At 39.3% G+C, this 19,456-nt stretch carries 13 protein-coding genes; 5 read left to right on the plus strand and 8 right to left on the minus strand.

Annotation, left to right across the window (positions count from 1 at the left end; genetic code table 11):
* Positions 1-10: 10 nt before the first annotated feature.
* From BQ4443_RS06915 to BQ4443_RS06950, 8 genes are all read right to left on the minus strand, one after another.
* Positions 11-1,084: a DmpA family aminopeptidase gene (locus BQ4443_RS06915; protein WP_071058456.1), complete on the minus strand. Its 1,074-nt coding sequence runs from the start codon at positions 1,082-1,084 to the stop codon at positions 11-13.
* A 6-nt stretch (positions 1,085-1,090) separates the two neighbouring features.
* Complete coding sequence (gsiD, locus tag BQ4443_RS06920) at positions 1,091-1,969, minus strand: glutathione ABC transporter permease GsiD (RefSeq protein ID WP_023950625.1); 879 nt, start codon at positions 1,967-1,969, stop codon at positions 1,091-1,093.
* A 12-nt stretch (positions 1,970-1,981) separates the two neighbouring features.
* Positions 1,982-2,902 (minus strand): glutathione ABC transporter permease GsiC, encoded by a 921-nt coding sequence (gene gsiC / locus BQ4443_RS06925; protein ID WP_031274457.1) that lies wholly within the window; start codon positions 2,900-2,902, stop codon positions 1,982-1,984.
* Between the two features lie 130 nt (positions 2,903-3,032).
* Positions 3,033-4,583, minus strand: coding sequence for a glutathione ABC transporter substrate-binding protein GsiB (gene gsiB / locus BQ4443_RS06930; RefSeq protein WP_023950629.1), 1,551 nt, complete (start codon positions 4,581-4,583; stop codon positions 3,033-3,035).
* 34 nt (positions 4,584-4,617) lie between these two features.
* The gene (locus tag BQ4443_RS06935; RefSeq protein WP_071058457.1) at positions 4,618-6,492 is read right to left on the minus strand and encodes a dipeptide ABC transporter ATP-binding protein; all 1,875 of its coding nucleotides are present in this window, start codon (positions 6,490-6,492) and stop codon (positions 4,618-4,620) included.
* 19 nt (positions 6,493-6,511) lie between these two features.
* Positions 6,512-7,378, minus strand: coding sequence for a MurR/RpiR family transcriptional regulator (locus BQ4443_RS06940; RefSeq protein ID WP_071058458.1), 867 nt, complete (start codon positions 7,376-7,378; stop codon positions 6,512-6,514).
* 387 nt (positions 7,379-7,765) lie between these two features.
* Positions 7,766-9,592 carry an OmpA family protein gene (locus tag BQ4443_RS06945; protein ID WP_071058459.1) on the minus strand — a complete coding sequence of 609 codons (1,827 nt, stop codon included), beginning with the start codon at positions 9,590-9,592 and terminating at the stop codon, positions 7,766-7,768.
* Between the two features lie 171 nt (positions 9,593-9,763).
* Positions 9,764-10,705, minus strand: a complete 942-nt coding sequence (locus BQ4443_RS06950) for a 3-hydroxyacyl-CoA dehydrogenase family protein (protein ID WP_023950637.1) — start codon at positions 10,703-10,705, stop codon at positions 9,764-9,766.
* 210 nt (positions 10,706-10,915) lie between these two features.
* Here BQ4443_RS06950 and BQ4443_RS06955 point away from each other — a divergent pair, with 210 nt between their 5' ends.
* The 5 genes from BQ4443_RS06955 (at position 10,916) to BQ4443_RS06975 (ending at position 19,450) form a co-directional block, all read left to right on the plus strand.
* On the plus strand, positions 10,916-12,547 hold the full coding sequence (locus tag BQ4443_RS06955) for a YadA-like family protein (protein ID WP_071058460.1): 1,632 nt from the start codon (positions 10,916-10,918) through the stop codon (positions 12,545-12,547).
* 161 nt (positions 12,548-12,708) lie between these two features.
* Positions 12,709-14,721 (plus strand): TonB-dependent receptor domain-containing protein, encoded by a 2,013-nt coding sequence (locus BQ4443_RS06960; RefSeq protein ID WP_023950641.1) that lies wholly within the window; start codon positions 12,709-12,711, stop codon positions 14,719-14,721.
* A 30-nt stretch (positions 14,722-14,751) separates the two neighbouring features.
* Positions 14,752-18,627, plus strand: a complete 3,876-nt coding sequence (gene cobN / locus BQ4443_RS06965; protein WP_023950643.1) for a cobaltochelatase subunit CobN — start codon at positions 14,752-14,754, stop codon at positions 18,625-18,627.
* Positions 18,628-18,632: 5 nt separating this feature from the next.
* Positions 18,633-19,121, plus strand: coding sequence for a MotA/TolQ/ExbB proton channel family protein (locus tag BQ4443_RS06970; protein WP_023950645.1), 489 nt, complete (start codon positions 18,633-18,635; stop codon positions 19,119-19,121).
* Positions 19,121-19,450 (plus strand): DUF2149 domain-containing protein, encoded by a 330-nt coding sequence (locus tag BQ4443_RS06975; protein ID WP_023950647.1) that lies wholly within the window; start codon positions 19,121-19,123, stop codon positions 19,448-19,450. The genes BQ4443_RS06970 and BQ4443_RS06975 overlap by 1 nt, the downstream gene beginning before the upstream one ends.
* The last annotated feature ends 6 nt before the right edge of the window (positions 19,451-19,456 follow it).

Genomic DNA, 19,456 nt, shown 5'->3' on the forward strand with positions numbered 1-19,456 from the left:
GATGTTCTCTTTACATTAAATTAAGTGATTTAAGTTTAGTTAATAAACTTTGGATTGTTTGATTATCGCGACCAGTCACATCTGTCGCATACCAAAGTGCATTAATAATGGCTTGTTCAGTGGCTTCTGCCGCTGCATTAAATAAATCATTTAATACGGTTTCATGTACGGTATTAGGATTACTTAATATTGTATCTTTATGTTGGCTGATACGCTGAGTAGTAGAAAAGGCAATAGCAATATCGCCACTTCCATGACCATAATTTGAGCCTGTGCGAGCCAAGCCTGCGCCTGCACGTAAACTAAGACGTTTAAGTTGTCTAGCATCTAGAGGGGCATCTGTAGCTAAAACAATAATAATAGATCCTTTGTCTACAGAAACTTCTTGTTGTTTTTCTAATTGAGTAATAATTTTACCAAGTGGCGAGTCACCTATTTGAAGATAAGGCAAACTACCGAAATTAGATAAGACAAGGGCACCCACTAGATAGCGACTTTCTTTATCATCAGGATGACTATAACGGGATGCTGTCCCAATACCCCCCTTTAAACCAAAACTGCGCATACCTCTGCCTGCACCAACTGAGCCTTGTTGAACATGGTTGGATTGTAGTGCGTGAGCTTGGTGGTAATGCTTTTCTTCAATAGCAAAAGCATGCAAGTCGTTTAAATAACCGTCATTGCATTCTAATACCAAAGGATTAACGGTTGCCCATTCACGCCCAATTTGAGGGTGCTGTTGGATAGCTTGTTTAATTTGAGCTTGTGCAATAATGGGGACTGCAAAAGTATTGGTGAGTGCAATAGGTGTTTCGATAACACCTAATTCTTCTAGTTGAATAAGTCCAATGCTTTTACCAAAACCATTGATGATAGAAACTCCCGCGGCTACCTTTTCAGTAAAAATATCACCTGCATGAGGTGTAATGACGGTAACCCCAGTTTGGATAGAACCTTCTTGTAAAGTTACCTGTCCAACGCTCACACCCGCAATATCAGTAATTTGGTTATTCGGTCCACTTGGCAGAATACCAATGGTTGGTGGTGTGGATTCGTTAATGGTTGAATTAAAAACGTTCATCATAAGAATTTATTGTTTTAATTTGGGATCTAAGGCGTCACGTAGACCGTCACCTAATAAATTAAAGGCTAAAACAGTCAAGAAAATGGCTAAAGAAGGAAAGAGTGCTACATGAGGTGCTAATACCATATCCGCACGAGCCTCATTTAACATTGCTCCCCATTCGGGGGTAGGTGGCTGAGCACCTAAACCAATGAAAGATAAAGAAGCCGCTGTAATAATAGAAGTACCAATTCGCATTGTCCCATAGACAACAATAGGTGAAATTGTGCCAGGCAAAATATGTTTCAATATAATTGAAAAATCTGATGCACCGATACTACGAGCCGCTTCAACATAGGTCATATTTTTGAGGGCAAGAGTATTGCCACGTACTAAACGTGCAAATGCTGGGATACTAAATACAGCTACAGCAATAATGACATTAATAATGCTAGCACCAAGTACGGCAATAACACCAATAGCCAATAAAATACCCGGAAAGGCAAGTAATACATCAGAAATACGCATAACAACACGATCTATCCAACCTTCATAATAACCAGCAAGGAGTCCGAGAATAGTGCCGATAATTGCACCTAAAGCGACTGAAATAAAGCCAGCAGCAAGCGAAATTCGAGTGCCCATAATAATTCGACTTAGAATATCACGGCCAAGAGAATCGACACCCATCCAGTGTTCCCAAGTTGGAGGGGAGTTGAGCTTATCATAATCGAAATAGTTTTCAGGATCAAAAGGAACAATCCATGGAGCAGCAATAGCAATAATGACTAATAGCAAAACAAATAGTCCAGCTAGCATAGCCAATTTTTGTTTTTTAAATTTCCGAATAAACTCTGAGGTTGGTGTACGGATATGATCTTTTGTAGAAGAATTTTTTTGTGTCATGATACAGCTCATTTATTTATAACGGATGGTTGGATTAATTACACCGTAGAGAACATCGACGATTAAATTAATCAGAATAAATTCGACAGAAAAAAGTAAAACTAATCCTTGGATAACAGGATAGTCACGAGCAGACACTGCATCTACCAATAAACTCCCCATACCAGGCCACCCAAAGACGGTCTCTACTACAATAGAGCCGCCTAATAGAAAACCAAACTGTAGTCCCATCATAGTCACAACGGGAATTAGTGCATTACGCAAACTATGCTTAATAATTACCACAGGTTCAGAGAGCCCTTTTGCACGAGCAGTTCTTACAAAATCTTCATTAATCACTTCAACAAAAGATGCGCGTGTAAAACGAGCCATGACAGCAGCAACACCAGCCCCTAACGTAATTGAAGGAAGAATATAATGTTTCCATGAACTGGCCCCAACAGAGGGTAGCCAGCCTAAACTCACCGAAAAATATTGAATTAATACCATACCTAAAGCAAAGGCAGGAAAAGAAATACCTGAGACGGCTAGTGTCATAAACAAGCGATCTGGCCAACGATTACGCCATACAGCAGAAACTACACCAATCGTTAAACCAAAAATAACTGACCAAATCATGCTAGTAATTGTTAACATCATGGTTGGGTTAAAGCGAGTAGCAATCTCAGTTAATACAGGACGCTTTGACCGTAGAGATGTGCCCAAATCACCATGAAATAGATTCCCCATGTAATGAATAAATTGCTCATGCAAAGGTAGATGCAATCCTAAACTCTTACGAACCAGCTCTACAGTCTCAGCATCAGCTTCAGGGCCAGCAGCAAGCACAGCAGGATCACCGGGTAAGATATGGACAAATAAAAAGACCACTACACAGATAATAAAAAGTGTAGGAATCATTCCTAAAATTCGTTTGATTATGTATGACAGCATTAAATTATCCAGAAAACAGCAAACGGCATAAATAAATTATTCACGATCATTTATAGATATGGTTGATAAAGTAATCTAGCCCTATGGTGACTAAAGGCTAGATTACCCTTGTACTATTTTTAATAAAGAATTAATCTTTTAATTCAACATTTTTAAAATAGTAAGAACCGTCAGGCATAACATAGAAGCCTTCTAGTTTTTTATTGCGAGCAGCAACGGTTTTACTTACGTTTAAGAATGCCCAAGGTGCATCAGCCCAAATTTGTTGCTGTGCATCAGCATATAACTTAGCTTTTTCTGCTTTATCGGTAGTTTTTAATGCCGCCGCTAAATCTTGGTCAACTTTATCGTTTTTATAGTAAGCCGTGTTATTAAAAGTAGGAGGCCAAGCATCACCAGCTAATAATGGACTTAATGCCCAGTTGGCTTCACCAGTTGATGCAGACCAACCGGCATAGTACATACGGACTTGAGCATCTTTAGGATCTTTAACCGATTGAACGCGTTGAACACGTTGCCCTGCTTCTAATGCTTCGACAGAGACTTTAATACCGACTTGGCGTAATTGTTGTTGGATAAACTGAATGGCTTTAACAGAAGTGCCGTCATTATAAGCAGACCATAATGTTGATTCGAAGCCATTTGGATAGCCTGCTTCTTTTAATAGTTCTTTGGCTTTGGCTACATCATATTTCCATGGCTCGATTTTGTATGAATACTCAACCTTCTCAGGAACAACACCAGCAGCTGCATCAGCATAACCATTAAATGCTACTTTATTTAAGGCCTCTTTGTTAATTGCATAGTTGATGGCTTGACGTACTTTAGGATTATCAAATGGTTTCACCAAAGTATTCATAGAAATATAGCGCAAGATAATTGATGGCTCTACAACAAGCTCAATTTTGTCATCTTTTTTAAGAACATCGACTTGTTCAAAAGGCACAGGGTAAGTAAATTGTGCTTCACCAGTTTGCATGACAGCCGCACGAGTATTGTTATCACTAACGACACGGAAAGTTAATGAGTCAAGTTTTGCTGGTTCGTCTTTGTTCCAGTAGCCATCAAATTTTTTCATTGTCACTGTTTGACCTGGATTCCATTCGGCGAATTGATAGCGACCAGTTCCTACTGGATGTAGGTTGATGTCTTTGCCGTATTTTTTCAATGCTTCTGGTGAAATAATCATTGCAGATGGGTGGGCAAGATTATTGATGAAAGCTGAAAATGGCTCATTTAAGGTGATTTTTAATGTTAAAGGATCAACGACTTCAATGGTTTTAATAGCTTTAAATTGATTAAAGCGAGCAAGCGCATTATTTTTATCTAAAACACGATCAAAGTTAAATTTAACAGCCTCTGCATTGAAATCAGTACCGTCTTGAAATTTAACACCTTCGCGAAGTTTAAATGTATAAACAAGACCGTCAGGGCTTACTTCATAGCCTGTTGCAAGAAGAGGTTTAATTTCTAAATCTTTATTGAACTCGAAAAGACCTTCATACCAACCTTTACCAATAGCTTGGCTTAATGTTGAGTTGGTGTTATATGGATCTAATGAGTCAATGCTGTATGGAATGGCTACAACAGCATCTTTTGCGGCATAGGCATTAGATGCAAAAGCCATACCCGCCATCAATGCTGAGGCAAGAAGTGATTTTTTAAAAGAAGTAATTGTCATATGATGCTCCTAAGCGGATAAACAATACTGAGGGTTAACGATAGATTCCAACAGGGTGGCGCGCAACAAAATGATCTACACCAACTTGTTCGAGAGGACGGACGATAGGTTCATCACCTAAAGCACGAATAGGGCTAGGGATTTCTCCCGTGAGTAATTTTTTATCTAAGTGGCGACGGCTTGGATCAGCAATCGGCACAGCTTCAATAAGCTTTTTAGTATAGGGGTGCTGTGGATTCTCAAAAATGGCTTGTCGAGAGCCCATTTCCACGATTTGCCCTAAATACATTACCGCAATACGGTGACTGATGCGTTCAACGACCGCCATATCATGAGAAATAAACAGATAAGAGATACCAAATTCTTGTTGTAAATCCATGAGCAGATTAATAATTTGTGCTTGGATAGAAACGTCTAGTGCAGACACAGACTCATCCGCAATAACAACCTTAGGATTTAAGGCTAAGGCACGAGCGATACAAACACGTTGTCTCTGTCCGCCAGAAAACTCATGTGGATAGCGCTGAGCCATATCAGATGATAAGCCTACTTTTTCTAATAACCAAGCGACTCTATCTGCTGCTTCTTTGCCACTAGCGATGTTATGCACTAATAGTGGCTCCATAATTGAATAGCCGACTGTCTGGCGAGGATCTAAAGAGGCATAAGGGTCTTGGAAGATAAATTGAATATCTCTGCGTACTTTTTGCATTTGGGCATTATTAAATTGGCTAATATTTTGATCATTAAAAATAATATTGCCGCTTTCTGCTTTAATTAACTGTAGTAAAGACCGTCCAGTCGTTGATTTTCCACAACCAGATTCACCCACAAGTGATAGCGTTTCTTTTGGATATAAATCAAAATTAATTTTCTCTACAGCATGGACACGTTTTTGGACTCTTCCGAAAAAACCACCAGTGATATTAAAACGAGTCATCAAATCTTTAACCTGAAGAATAGGAGAGTGGTCATAATCGGGCTGCAGAGCAGGATGAATAATGTCGTTGTTAATAGAGTCAGGCTCTTTCATAGACAGTAATTCAAATCGCTCAGGAAGCTTCTTGCCAACCATGCTACCAAGACGAGGAACAGCTGATAATAAGGCCTTGGTGTAAGCATGTTGTGGATTAGAAAATACTTCTTGAGAAATATTTTCTTCGACTTTATCACCCTTATACATCACAAGAACACGATCGGCTACTTCAGCAACGACACCCATATCATGGGTAATAAAGATAACCCCCATATTCATTTCTTTTTGTAGTTCACGGATGAGTTGTAGGATTTGTGCTTGAATAGTTACATCTAAGGCAGTAGTAGGCTCATCAGCGATCAGTAAAGAGGGTTTACAGGCAAGTCCCATCGCAATCATTACTCGCTGGCGCATACCTCCAGAAAGCTGGTGAGGATAACGAGTAAGAACATTTTTAGCCTCTGGAATACGTACTTGATCTAGCATACGTAATGCTTCTGACATCGCTTGTGTGGCATTTAAGCCTTGATGCAAACGGATAGACTCGGCAATTTGTTCACCAACAGTGAATACAGGGTTAAGCGAAGTCATAGGCTCTTGAAAAATCATTGCCATATCTGCACCGCGAATACGGCGTAATTCAGCTTTATCAAGTTTAGCTAGGTCTACTGTTTTTTGATCACGTCCAGTAAATAGCATTTCACCTTGAGTGATAGTCCCACCCCCATTTTCTACTAAACGCATTAGAGATAATGAGGTAACTGATTTGCCTGATCCAGATTCGCCAACGATAGCTAGGGTCTCACCTTTGTTCACAGCAAAAGATAAGTCTTTGACAGCGTGTACAGTTCTTTCAGAGCTAATAAAATCAACGCTTAAATGACGGACATCGATAACAGGTTGGGATTGATGTAAAGGTGTAGTTGTAGACATAGTAAAACTCATGTTATATCTAATTGTTAGGGTTAACTAACCAAGGGGCTAGCGTTTCTGCCATCTCGGTGGCTAACTCGACGGATCTATCGGAAGCATAATCAACCGCGGCTAACAGCCCTTCAATAAGAGCAAGGGTGGATGCTTCTGAGTTTTGTCCATATTGTGTTTGACTTTGCCCATAAAGAACGCAGTCAGCAATTGGTACGATAGGAGCGGTTAACTTATCGGTTAGTGCAAGAATTTTTGCTCCTCGCGATTTCGCTTTTTTGGCTAACTCTATCGTATCAAGAAGATAGCGAGGAAAAGAAATCGCTAATATCAAATCACCTTCTTTGACAAAAGTCAGACGACGAGCTGCCTCAGAAATCCCGCCATGGGTGCTTAATGAAACCGCCATATCGTTATATGGAAATAAGCGTCTTTCCATGATTCCACTTAAATAGCCACTTGAGCCAAAGCCTAGAATATAGATACGGCTAGCGGCAAGAATCATTTGTACAGCCTTTTCACAGCTATCATTGGTTAATTGATGACGCGTAGTTTCCAGATTATTTTGCACTTCGTTAAAAACATTAGAAAATACTTGCTGAATAGAAGTGACAGTTTTGCGCTCTTCTTTTAATCGATGAACGGACTCTAATACACTCTCGAAACCTTTTATAAGGTCTTGTCTAAAAGCAGCATAACCCGCATATCCTAGGGCTTTAGCGAAACGATTGGCACTGGCGGTTGAGCTTTGAACAGCCTGTGCAAACTCATCAATAGAGTAGAGAGCTACTTTGAAAGGGTTCTCTAATACATAAGTCGCCATCTTTTGTTGTGGTACTGTCAACAAATGTATTTTTTGAGTGAGTGCTTTAGTGAAAGTGGTTTCAATAGCCATGGTCAGAGACGGAAATTTATTTACATAAAGATTATTATATGTAAATAAATTTACATATAAGGGTTTTCCCTTATTTTCGAGATAATTAACAGATATAGATGAAAAAATAATGACACGAGATAAAATAGTGGTGTTTTTTTACCACCAATAGAAGTGGCTAAGTACGCAAGACACAAAAGTGGTCACATGCTGTCACCCCTTTAGTGGTGTAGATCTTTTTTAATTTTGACGTGCAGGTTTCCAATGGAGGAGATTAGGAATAGTCACTTATTCGCTATAATGAAAACCTGCATGCCGAAAACGCTACTTTATCCCCAAAAACAAAAAGGGTGACATTTCTGTCACCCTCAACGTTTTGAACGTTATATGTGTTTAAGCTTTTTGTGATTATTTAGCGTTAAACTCAATACGACGGTTTTTGCTGCGACCTTCTTCTGTGTTGTTGTCATAAGCAGGTTTGTCTTGACCGTAGCCAACTGCTGTAAGTGAATCAGCTGGTACGCCTTTTCCAACTAGGTAGTTGCGAACGGCATTAGCACGTTCTTCTGATAGTTTTTGATTAGCAGCAGCATCACCAACATTATCAGTATGGCCAGAGATTTCACCGCCACGTTTGTTGTCGATTAAGTATTTAGCAAATGCATCTAAACGACGGTTGTAGCGAGCTTTAATGTCAGATTTAGCTGTATCAAATACGATGTTTAAGTCTAACATAGGAGCTGACATATCGGCGATTACTTCGGCTTCTGGTTCTTCAGCTGGTGTAGCAGCAGGAGCAGCAGCTGTAGCAGGGGCATTTACTTTTACGCCATCAGCATTAATAGAGAATAAACCACCTAATAACGCTTTAACTTTGTCAATTAAGCTAGTTTTGTCTTCATCACTAGCCACTTCACCAGTTAAGTTAAATACTTTATCTGCGAACGAACCATTGATACCTGGGAAGTTTTTGAAGATATCAGCTAAACCACCAAAGTTATCAAATGAGAATTTACCTACAGATGGATCAACTTTTAAATTATCAACAATTGGTAAACCAGCGGCTAAACCTTTGAACGCATCTAGAATACTAGATTTGATACCTTCATTTTGAACTGTACCAGATACAGTTAAATCTTTGTCAGATTTCATCCAGCCTAAGTCACCTAGACCTTCAGTAACTTTAACTTCAGGAGCTGGAGTAGCTGCAGCTGCTGGAGCAGTTTCCGCAGGTTTTTCTTCAGCTTTAGGGGCCGGAGCAGTTTCCGCAGGTTTTTCTTCAGCTTTAGGGGCCGGAGCAGCTTCCGCAGGTTTTTCTTCAGCTTTAGGGGCCGGAGCAGCTTCTGCAGGTTTTTCTTCAGCTTTAGGAGCTGGAGCAGTTTCAGCAGGTTTGTTTTCAACAGGAGCAGACACTTCTTTGTCGCTAGAGCAACTCTTAATACCTAGTAATGCAGCTAATAGAACAGCAGCAGCAACTAACCATTTCCATAGACCACCACCAGATTTACCAGATTGAACTACAGGCTTAGCAGCGTTAGCAGCTGATGTAGTTGCAGTTGTTGTAGCTGATTTAGCCGCTGCCGCAGTTGCAGCACTAACGCCAGCTGCAGTTGCACCAACAGCAGCAGTTGTTGTGCCTAATGAAGAAGCTAAACGATTAACACCACCGAATACATCGTTTAATGATGTATTTGCAAAGCCTAATGCACCTAGTGCTTCAGTATCTAAGTGATTAGCAGCAAATTTAGATTGTTCGCCTAATAGACTAGCAAATCCACCTAAACCTAAACCACTAGCGATTTTGTTTTTAAAGAAAGCAAAAATAGTTGGAATTAATAAACCTAAAACACCTTTTGCTTTATCGCTTGTTGTATTAGCACTATTTGCTAAGTAAGCGCTAACAGCATCAGTACGAGAGCCGAAAATGCTAGGAATTAAGTTTTTGCCTAATTCTAATAAACTACCAGCTTCAGTTGCTGTAGCTTGTGATTTGCCAGTGATAATGTCTAAAGGATTAACATTGCCAGAGAAGGCTGTGTTTTTAATCAAATCAAATAAGCCAGTAGCACCCTCTTTTGAGCCTGCTTTTTGAGCCATGCTACCTAATACCATTGATAAACCTTTGTTTACTAGGTTACCAGCGCCATCATTAGATAAGCCAAATTGTTTAGTTACTTGACCAAGTACTAAATCACGTACTGGGCCCTGGAATAATTGTCCTAAATCAAAGCTCATTATTTCTTCCTTTTGTAAAAATTAAAAAATTTACAGCGTCAGTAAAACATTCTGTATATAGGTAATAATACCATGTCTATTTAAAACTATATGTTAATACTTGTTAAGTAGTTAAGGGAAGGTTAAGTTTTGGTATGTAAAGGAAAAAGTGGATAAAAATATTGATTTAAATTATTCGATACTCTGCTTTAATTTCATCAATTTTAAGAAGTTTATATCTCGTTGCGTAGTTTTGTTAGCAATGCTATCAGGAGTATATGAGTAAATACCAGCACCAGTTTTCACACCAAGAGCTCCTTTGTGAACTAGCTCAGTGATTGATTGAGGGGCATGCTCACTTTTGTTTAATGTAGGGGCAAGATTTTCAATCACTCTTGCCCATGTATCTAAGCCCCCAAAGTCGGCTGTTTCTAAGGGGCCGATAAATGCCCATCTAAAACCAGGACCAGCGGTAATTGCTGTGTCAATGCTATGAGCATCGGCAACTCCTTCTTCAAGCAAACTAAGGGCTTCTCTAGCAAGAGCCGCTTGGAGACGATTTGCAATAAACCCGGGCTTGTCTTTTAGCAATACCACAGGTTCTTTGTCGATAGCCTGCATCATCTGTTTTACCCGATCTAGAACCTCTTTTGGGGTTTGATGATTACCCAGAATTTCAACCAACGGTACAATCTGAGCAGGATTAAAAAAATGAGTAATCACAAAGCGTTCTTTGTGTTGAATGCCTTCTGCGAGCTTCTCTACAGCAAATGACGATGTATTCGAGGCAATGATTGCATCGATACTTGCAAATTGTTCAATTTGTTTAAATAAATCATATTTTAGAGAAAGAATTTCAGGGGCAGCTTCGGTAATAATAACCGCCTCAGTTACCGCTTCTTCAATTGATGTTGTTGGGTGTATATTAGCCAGAATAGATGAAATTTTTTCTGGAGCTATCAACCCAATAGTAGAAAAGTGCTTAAGACTTTCTTGAATATGATGAATACCTTTGTTTAAGGCATCATGAGAAATATCATAAAGAGCTACTTGATAATTTGCCATGGCATATAGCTGAGCAATGCCATGCCCCATAATACCGGCACCTAAAACAGCGACTTGTTGATTCGTCATTAGTAAACCTCTTGAATATTGATATGAGAAAACACGTAATACGTATTAATACTCACGGACATTTGAAAGAATAAGTATAGAGCGAAATAAGACGTTTTTCTAGAATGAAAATACTCAAACGCCGTTAAAAGCTATCGAATAAATACGTTAGCTTTTTTTTGATAGCAGGAGAGTATTTATTCATCAATTTTAGGAAAATCGGAGACTTTTATGCAGTTCGATAAGAATACATTATATAAACAAATACTCGCAGGATTTTTACTGGTATCTAGCGTGCCTTTGCTGGCGGCGGAATATGAACCACCAGATCCTACATATAAATCTATTTTTTTAAGTTGTTCTGCTACCTCATATGATAATGATGGTTGTAGAACTCCAGTTGAAACTAGAACAAATCGGTCTGGCAGTTATATGACAGGATACGATTACACAACGTTTTTTTTATTAGGAGATGCTGACTCATCAACTATTAATGAAACGCGTATTACTGAAATTGAAACCAAAAATACGACCCAAGATAATCGTCTAACGACTATAGAAACAAAAAATAACGATCAAGATGTAGAAATTGCAAAAAAAGCGGACAAGACTTATGTGGATACAGAGCTAAGTAAGAAAGCTGATAAGACCTATGTAGACGCACAAAATGTGAAGCAAGATACTGAGATTGCGAAGAAAGCGGACAAAACCTATGTAGATGCCCAAAATGCTTCTCAAGATAGTAAAATTACCCAAAATGCGACCGATATTTCAGGTCTAAAAGCAAAAGATGTCGAACATGATAATCGTTTAGATGGTCACGACCAAGCGATTGCTCGTATTGATGTAAAAGATGCAGAGCAAGACAATCGTATTTTTGCTAACGAAACTACTATCGCTAAAGGCTTAAACTTTGCTGGTGATACAGGAAACTTTAATCGTCAATTAGGGGATAAAGTGACTATCAAAGGCGATAAAAATATCAGCACAGTCGCTAACGGTGGTGTGATTAGTTTAAACCTGTCTGATAACCCTGTGTTTGATGGTGTGGTAACGGTAGGTAAAGGTATTACGGTATTATCCTCTGCCAAAATTGATATGGGTGGTAATGTTATCGGTAATGTTGGTAAAGGGGCTATTACGTCTGGTTCTAAAGACGCCGTCACAGGCGGACAAGTATTTGATTTAGCCTCAGATGTAGCTAAAAATTTTGGTGCTGGGGTTACAGTTACTAAAGAGGGACGCTTAACGGTTCCTAACATCAATATCACTGATGCAAAAACAGGTAAAACAATTACCCATAACAATATGGGTAGTGCATTTGAGCATGTGAATGCGAATCAAGTCGTACATACCGCTCGTTTAGATGGATTGGATACCAAAACAGATAATACGGCTAAGAGCGTTGCTACTATTCTTGGAGGAGGCTCAAAAGCCTTACCAAATGGTGTCGTAACGGCTCCAAACATTCAAGTGACAGATGCCAAGACAGGTAAAACGATGACACATCATGATGTCGCCAGTGCTTTAGGTCATGTGAATGCAAATCAAATAGAGCATACCAAACGATTGGATGGATTAGATCGCAAAACAGCAGATTTAAGCTCTAGCTTACGCTCTGTGAAGAAACAATCACAAGCAGGTATTGCCTCAGCCATGGCAGTCGCAAGCCTTCCGCAAGCATGGAAGCCAGAGCAAACAGGAATGATGATTGGTACTGCTGTTTATCGTGGGGAAACGGGCTATGCATTGGGAATTTCTAGAATGAGCAGTACAGGGAAAATTGTCTGGAAAGGGGCTTTTAGTGCAGATAGTAGAGGAGGGCTTGGTGCTAGTGTAGGCGCTATTTTCACTTTTGATTAATAGAAATAGTCGATAAAAACGACATTGAAAAAGAGGGATTTAAGTAACATTGTCTTAATTGAATTGTTAAATAAATTAAGCAAAAACGTCTATTTATTTCCCTTTTTTGCTTTACGAAATAAATGTTATGTTATAACATAACATATTTTGAACGGGGAAAAATGGAAAAAAGTCTTTTATATTCTGCAATTATTAGTGCCTTACTCACACAAACGGCTTTAGCAGTAACTCAATTATCGAACCAAGAATTACAAGAACAAGATGTTCCTACATTAGAAAATATCGTTGTAACAGCTACTTCGTCAGAACGTGCATTAGTAGATGCGCCAGCCAGTATTTCTGTGATTACGCAGAAAAAATTACAACAACAACCTGTGAATGATTTAGCAAAGGCAGTTGATGCCAGTGTGGGGGTGTCACTAGAGAGTTTAGGCAATGGTAGGCAAGGCATTAGTATTCGAGGGATGAATTCAGATCATACCTTAATTCTGATTAATGGCGAACGAATTAATAATTCTGCTTCAGCAATTGCGCACTCGGATTTTGAGTTAGGTTGGGTGCCAACAGAAGCGTTAGAGCGTGTCGAAATAGTGCGTGGCCCAATGTCTTCTTTATACGGTTCAGAAGCATTAGGTGGTGTAGTCAATATGATTACAAGGACGGCAACAGATAAATGGGAAGGATCACTAAGTAGTTATGGCGTATGGAATGATCATGGTTTAGGTGGTGATCAATTTAAAACGGGTTTTTATCTTGGCGGACCATTGGTTAAGGATACTTTAGGTTTAAACCTTTGGGGAGAGTACCGCTATCGTGAACCATTAAAAGAGGTGGAAAAACCATTTTATGCCTTGGATAAACAACAAGCTAAAACAGGACATATAGGTCTCACATGGACTCCTGACGCACAACAAAGAATTGATGCATCAATAGATATGAATAATGAAGAACAAGAAAGCTATCGAGAGGGGTCAGTGTCTAAGTTGCCTAGTTCAGGATCTAAGCCGGGAAAACCGAGTAAACCCATATTAGTCAAATCGCCTGATTATCATTTAACGCATGATGTGCAGCGTCGTCGCTATTCTCTTTCTCATCAAGGTACTTGGAGTTGGGGGGATACGATGTTGCGTGTATATCAGACGGAGTTAAAACGTCTCGCTCATCGAACTGATGATAAAGATGCTGGAGGTCCTAATAAGTTTAGAGATAGTGTGATTGATGGTAAAGCTAGTTTTAGATTAGGCAATCATCATTATGTAACGGCAGGGGCTGAATACAGACGTGAATCACTGGATGATCCAACTATCAATAAGAAAAAGCATAAGGCTCAAAATCACTATGCGGTATTTTTACAAGATGAGTTGTTCATCAATGATAAATGGGATGCAGTAATAGGTGTACGAGCAGACAGACATGAAGATTTTGGCTGGGAATTTAGTCCTAGAGCCTACCTTACCTATAGGCCAAATGAGGTATGGACGATTAAAGCTGGGGTTGGTAAAGGTTTTAAAGCACCTACACTAAAACAGTTATCGGCAGAATATGAGTCCAGAGCAGCGATGGGAGGGCGAGGTATTATTCGTGGCAATCCAGAGTTAAAACCCGAAACAACCGTCTCGTATGAACTAGGAGCAGCCTATGATGATAACCAATTCTCTGCAGGGGTAACGCTGTTTAGAAATGATGTTAATAATCTTATCGAAACAACTCGCCAAAAACAATGTGATGTGGCAGGAAGGGTATGTCTTGCCTACGAAAATGTGAATAAAGCGGTATTGCAAGGTGCAGAATTCACGCTAGGGTATAAATTCTCAGAAACGTGGGAAGCGGAAGCAAACTATACTTACTTGAGTGCTAAAAATAAGACCTTATCAGAACCGTTGAGTGACCGTTCTCGCCATCGTGCGAATGCGATGGTGACATGGAAACCTCTTGATGGGTTAAGTACGAGTGTTCGATTTGAGCACATAGGCTCACAATATAGAACGACTAAGAATCAACCAGCCTATAACTTAGTGCATTGGTATGTGAATTATGACATCAATAAAAATCTCAGTGTTAGAGCAGGTATAGAAAACATCGCTAATAAACGCTTAGCACTAGATGATATTAGCTTGTTTAGTCGTGCAGACGAGGGGCGCCGTTATTTTGCTGGCTTTACAGCAAGATTCTAGATGGTGAGTTGGAGAGGAGTGTTAATAACAATGCAGATACCACGCTTGCTATTAGGTATTTTTAGTGTGTTTTTCTTATGTTGGCATACCCTGACTCAAGGGCAGACATTGCCGACGGTACATATGTTGCATACTACGTTTGTATCGGAAGAAAAATATATGCATTTGAGTAAGATAGCCCAGCAACAAGGGATAAAATTAGTGTCTCAACAGCTAGGTCAAAAAAATTCTTCATTAAACGTCCCAATAGATAATAATGACGTGCTTATTTTTGATACTCCTCGACCTAATGATCGTGCACAGTTTAAATCTGTTTGGGAAAAAATTCGGACAGAACAAAATAACCCTTATCTAATGATAGGTGGTGGGCGACCAGAGAGTAGTTTGGATACATCTATCGTAAAAGTATTAACGGCTTTATATCAATCAGGTGGAGAGAGAAACTACCAACGTTTTTTTCAACTACTTAAATTAACGTTGCTGAATCAAGAAATTGATAATGATTTGTTGGTAATGCCAGAGCGTGTTCCTGATAGTGCTTTTTATCATCCTGATGCGCCACAACTCTTTTACTCTATCCAAGAATACCTCAGGTGGTATGAATCCTACCAAAAACAACAGCATTTAACAGTGACTGGTAAGGTGGGATTTTTAACGCATTCTTCAGTAATTGGGGATATGTTGACACAGAATATTGATGAGTTAGTGGCACGTAGTGAAGCCCATCATATGATGCCTATTGTATTTTGGTCGAACGGAAAGCGAAGCTTGGTAGAGATTGTTGGCAAGAATAATGTAGATGTATTGGTCAATATGACGCATCTACAAAATGGCGAACAACTGAAAAAAGATTTTCAAGTAATGAATATTCCTGTCATACAAACGTTGAAGTTTAGGGAGGGTTCCTTGGCTCAATGGGCAAATGCAGCGAGTGGAGTTAATGCGAATACCACAGCGTTATTTTTATCTATCCCTGAGAGTTGGGGATTGAGTGATCCTATCGTACTATCAGCAACATCACAAGGTAAAGAGCGTCTTATTCCGACACAGGCGCATGCTTTAATTACGAAGTTGAAAAACTTGCTAGTACTTAAACATCTGAAGAATGCGGATAAAAAAATTGCCATTATGTTTTGGAATCATCCTGAAGGGGATAAAAATATTGGCGCATCCAATTTAAATGTACCTACTAGCATTGTGTCGATTACACAAGCCTTAAAAAATCATGCTTATTACGTTGAAGGCAATTTGAGCGAAGAAAATGTGATTAAAACAGCACAGCGCTTGTTAAGTGCTATTTATAAACCAACATTGCTTGATGAGTTAAGACAACAAGGATTGGTAGCCTTATATCCAGTTGATAAATATGAACAATGGCTTAATCAGTTACCCTCTTATCGTAAAAATGAATTACTTCATAATGGACGTCTAGCAGACCATCCAGCTATTAGAGAAGTGGAGGGTAAGCGTTATTTTCTGATCCCTCGCTGGCAAATAGGGAATATTACGGTGTTACCACAACTGGCAAGACATTTGCATAACAATAAACAACATTATCATGATACACACAGTATTCCTGACCATTGGTATATGGCAGCTTTTCTTTATCTGCAAGAAAATGAACATACCTTAATTAACTTAGGGACACATGGTACGCAAGAGTGGCTACCCGGGAAAGATAGAGGACTTGCTGCCGAAGATTATTCATGGTTAACAGCAGGAGGTTTACCTATTTTTTATCCATATATCCAAGATAATGTAGGCGAGGCAATACAGGCTAAACGTCGCGGTCGAGCGATTACTATTAGTCATCAGACACCTCCATTTTCTCCTGCTGGGTTATATGAGGAATTGCGTGATATACATGAGCTTATCCATCAATATGAGCAAGCAGATGATGGGATGACCAAAGAGCAATTAAAGCAGAATATTATTACTTTAAGTATAAACAGTAAGCTATCTAATGATATGCAATGGCAAGAAAAAGATATGCAAGCAAAATTCGCAGACTATCTGGCACAGTTACATGATCATTTACATGAGATGGCGAATGTTGCTACACCGCTTGGGTTACATACGTTTGGAAAAGAAGCAGATAAATCCCATTTAATTACAATGGTGATGCAGCAATTAGGGGAAAGTTTTTATAATGCTTTAAACTTAAATTATGAAGAACGATTATTCGATAATGTTGATAAGCTAACTCAACATCCTGCTTATTTAGCGGTAGAAAAAATGATTAATGGAGAAAGCGTTGCACCAGAGTTAGCCCCTTTTACCGCTACAGCACAAGAAAATTATCAACGATTGCAAAATACCCATGAATTAGAGTCATTGTTGTCGGCTTTATCTGGAGAATTTGTACCTGCAGGTAACGGAGGGGATCCTATTCGTCAACCAGATATTGAAAGCGGTAAAAATCTCTATGCGTTTGAAGCAACCAAGATTCCGACAAAAGCAGCTTATGAGTCAGCAGAACAAGCATTTGCTCAACTAGTCAACTCTTATCGAGATGCTCATCAGCAGGCGTACCCCAAGAAATTAGCCTTCAGTTTATGGTCATCAGAAGCCATAAGACATATGGGTATTACAGAGTCTCAAATACTCTATGCATTAGGCTTACGTCCTGTTTGGAATCCAGCTGGCAAATTGATAGCATTGGAGATTATTCCAACGCAAGAATTAAATCGCCCACGGATTGATGTTGTTGTGCAAGTGACAGGAGTCTATCGGGATCAGTTTGATTCGTATATACGTTTATTGGATGAGGCGATACAAAAATTATCACTCTTAGATGAGCAGAATAATTTAGTCGCAGACAATACAAAAAGTATTGCGTCTGAATTGATCAAAAAAGGGTTGCCTGAAAAAGAGGCATTACTCATGGCTGGCAGACGTCTTTTTGGTAATTCCCCTGGAGAATATGGGACAGGTGTTCCACATTTGGCGATGCACTCTACAGAGTGGGATGATGATAGTGCATTAGCACAACAATTTTTAAAGAGCCTTCAATATAGTTTTGGTAAAGACCATTGGGGTCAATCAGCAGGGAGTGAAAATTTATTTGCAGAGCAGTTAAAAGGAACTGATATGGCCGTAATGGCTAGATCATCAAATGTTCATGGTGTGTTATCGACAGATCATCCATTTGAGTTTTTAGGAGGATTATCATCAGCGATAAAACATCTTGATGGTAAGGCGCCTCAGTTAATGATTTCTGATTTGCGTCAGCAGCAACCAAAAACAAAGGGGCTTGAGCAGTTTCTCAGTGATGAAATGCGCGTACGTTATCTAAACCCACAGTGGATTAAGTCCATGCAAGCGGAGGGATATGCGGGTACCGTGGCGATAGTAAATGTCAATAATAATTTATTTGGCTGGCAAGTGATGGATGAGCGTAGTGTACGTGATGACCAGTGGCAGGCAATGATGGATGTGTATATTCAAGATAAATATCAATTAGATATGAATAAATGGTTTGAGCAACACAATCCAACGGCACAAGCACAAATGATTGAAAAAATGATAGAGGCGATTCGTAAAGGTTATTGGCAAGCAAGTAAAGAAACGCAACAGGCGTTAGTAGAGCGTTGGCACGACTTAGAAAATAATCATGGCGTGACAATAGGGGCACCAAAAACAAAAGCGTTTATTGAACAAATAGCCAAAGGAGTGGGATTCAATGAAGGAGCAATACCTGAGGTAACGCAAACTTCACCAAACTCCTCTAGTGAGGTTGTGCCGCAAACATCATCTGAACAAGTACATGGACAAGTATTACAGGAAGTGGTGACCCCAAAACAGCAGCAGTCAAAGTGGGTCTTATGGGGTATGTTATTGATGATTGCTGCTGGTATGGCAACACAATGGTTTAAACAGAAACGATATCAACAGTTAGTAAAGTGATAAACATGGAATTTATTAGTCAAATCGAAGCAAATTTATATGAGGTTTCAAGGGTGTTTTTAGTCCCTGTATTACTCCTAATTGCTATTGCTCTTATTTATGCGTTATGGATGTTAGGAGGATTTTTGTTTGAGTGGTTACAACGTCAGTCAAGCAACTATATTTCACCTTTAAACTATTATGCAACTAAATATGGAATCAAGAGCAGTGATGATATAGAGCTGTGGATTATGAAAAAGCTTGAAGGCTTGAAAATTATTGCTAGGACTGCACCTATGTTAGGCTTAATAGCAACGATGATTCCTATGGGACCAGCATTATTAGCGTTAGGTTCAAACGATGCAAGTGCTGTGGGACAAAATATGGTGACAGCTTTCTCCGCGGTTATTTTAGCGTTAATTGCGGCGAGTATTTGTTTTTTTATACTGAATATACGTCGTCGTTGGTTACTAGAAGATCTACGCCAATTTGAACAACAGCATGGGGATAAATAATGCGATTCCTTGATGAAGAAGATAATGATCCTATGCTATCAGTGGTCAATCTGATAGACCTTTTTCTAGTGATTATTGGTGTATTAATGGTCACTATCGCACAGAATCCCTTAAATCCATTTTCAAACGAAGATGTGGTGGTAGTTGAGAATCCTGGAAAAGAGACGATGAAAATTATGGTAAAAGAGGGCAAAGAGCTTAAACGTTACGAGTCTAATGGTGAAATGGGTGAGGGAGAGGGATTGCGAGCAGGCATTACTTATCGCTTAAATGATGGCAGAATGATTTATGTCCCAGAAAATAAGCGTCAGTCTGTTCCGAAACAGTAAACGATT

It is taken from the genome of Pelistega sp. MC2 (assembly GCF_900099475.1).
GTDB classification, from domain to species: Bacteria; Pseudomonadota; Gammaproteobacteria; order Burkholderiales; family Burkholderiaceae_B; genus Taylorella; species Taylorella indica.

Coding starts and splice junctions, on each gene's coding strand:
- BQ4443_RS06915 (WP_071058456.1), bottom strand. CDS start 1,084: ATGATGAACGTTTTTAATTCAACCATTAACGAATCCACACCACCAACC.
- gsiD (WP_023950625.1), bottom strand. CDS start 1,969: ATGACACAAAAAAATTCTTCTACAAAAGATCATATCCGTACACCAACC.
- gsiC (WP_031274457.1), bottom strand. CDS start 2,902: ATGCTGTCATACATAATCAAACGAATTTTAGGAATGATTCCTACACTT.
- gsiB (WP_023950629.1), bottom strand. CDS start 4,583: ATGACAATTACTTCTTTTAAAAAATCACTTCTTGCCTCAGCATTGATG.
- BQ4443_RS06935 (WP_071058457.1), bottom strand. CDS start 6,492: ATGTCTACAACTACACCTTTACATCAATCCCAACCTGTTATCGATGTC.
- BQ4443_RS06940 (WP_071058458.1), bottom strand. CDS start 7,378: ATGGCTATTGAAACCACTTTCACTAAAGCACTCACTCAAAAAATACAT.
- BQ4443_RS06945 (WP_071058459.1), bottom strand. CDS start 9,592: ATGAGCTTTGATTTAGGACAATTATTCCAGGGCCCAGTACGTGATTTA.
- BQ4443_RS06950 (WP_023950637.1), bottom strand. CDS start 10,705: ATGACGAATCAACAAGTCGCTGTTTTAGGTGCCGGTATTATGGGGCAT.
- BQ4443_RS06955 (WP_071058460.1), top strand. CDS start 10,916: ATGCAGTTCGATAAGAATACATTATATAAACAAATACTCGCAGGATTT.
- BQ4443_RS06960 (WP_023950641.1), top strand. CDS start 12,709: ATGGAAAAAAGTCTTTTATATTCTGCAATTATTAGTGCCTTACTCACA.
- cobN (WP_023950643.1), top strand. CDS start 14,752: ATGCAGATACCACGCTTGCTATTAGGTATTTTTAGTGTGTTTTTCTTA.
- BQ4443_RS06970 (WP_023950645.1), top strand. CDS start 18,633: ATGGAATTTATTAGTCAAATCGAAGCAAATTTATATGAGGTTTCAAGG.
- BQ4443_RS06975 (WP_023950647.1), top strand. CDS start 19,121: ATGCGATTCCTTGATGAAGAAGATAATGATCCTATGCTATCAGTGGTC.